The organism is Bartonella sp. TT67HLJMS, from assembly GCF_042193375.1.
GTDB classification, from domain to species: Bacteria; Pseudomonadota; Alphaproteobacteria; order Rhizobiales; family Rhizobiaceae; genus Bartonella; species Bartonella grahamii.
Window position 1 is genome coordinate 1 of sequence record NZ_JBHILP010000039.1, and the last position, 932, is coordinate 932.

1 protein-coding gene and 1 pseudogene are annotated in these 932 nt (G+C 41.6%); one reads left to right on the forward strand and one right to left on the reverse strand.

Annotated features, from left to right (window positions below; all coding sequences use genetic code 11):
* The first annotated feature begins 2 nt into the window (after positions 1–2).
* Positions 3–584, forward strand: coding sequence for a BA14K family protein (locus ACFIJQ_RS08835; RefSeq protein WP_375629968.1), 582 nt, complete (start codon positions 3–5; stop codon positions 582–584).
* 56 nt (positions 585–640) lie between these two features.
* On the opposite strand, the pseudogene ACFIJQ_RS08840 reads toward ACFIJQ_RS08835, so the two are convergent.
* Positions 641–786: pseudogene (locus tag ACFIJQ_RS08840) on the reverse strand (MBL fold metallo-hydrolase); the annotation flags it as partial.
* Between the last annotated feature and the right edge of the window lie 146 nt (positions 787–932).

Here is a 932-nt window from a genome sequence, read left to right on the forward strand (position 1 = left end):
TTATGAAAAAGGTGATCAGGGTAGCGGTATTATCAGCAATGTCAACTGCAACCGTTTTCATGCCGCTAAATACAACGCTTGCGGATATGGCATGGTATCAAATGAGTGAAATGAAGAGGGAGTCTGGTTTACCGTCTCGCAATTTTAGCTCCCATTCTTTTCATAGTAAACATCACTCTTTTGATGATCCCCACAAGCGTCATTATTTCAGCCAGACATGGAGAGAACAACATCAGCATCACGTTGAAAGCAAGACATATCATTATGTCGAACGCAAAAAGACAAAACACAGTAATATTCAAGGAAATGCTTTAGCATTGGGCATTCTTGCTCTTGCAGCAGGTGCAGTTCTTAGTAAAGTTTTAAAAAAACCAGAACAGCCACAAATTATCTATCAAGACGTACCACAAAATCAGGTGATTTATCAAGTACAGCCAACGGTGGAATATGAGCCAGTACAACAATCATCAGAATCTGATTGGCTTAACTATTGCAAGAAAAAATACCGTTCCTTCAACCCTAAAACAGGAACTTTTCGAGGCAGTGATGGCTTAAATCATGTCTGCTATGCTCCAGTAAATTGAATTAACATTGAGAAAAGCCCGCTCTAAAGCGGGTTTTTTTATGCCCTCCCCCCCTCTTAAATCTCTTGAAGAAAAGGATTCCATTGGCATTCATAGCCTAGCTACTTTTGGGACCATACCCACAGATAAAATACACGTCGTCGCCTAAGGGCAAAACTTTTTCTCGAAGGGATTGTATCAATTTCTCATGGAAACAGAATGGGTTGCCATGCGCCCACAAACGACTGCTGTCTCTGCAACACCAAGACGCTTGGAAATAGAACAATCTCATGGCACTTTTGCAGAACAAATTATTCGTCCAACAGGGCTCATTGATCCGCCAACAGAGGTTCGTCCAGCCAGCAATCA

Excerpts from the sequence above, each read along its gene's own strand:
- ACFIJQ_RS08835 (WP_375629968.1), top strand. The coding sequence starts at position 3 with ATGAAAAAGGTGATCAGGGTAGCGGTATTATCAGCAATGTCAACTGCA.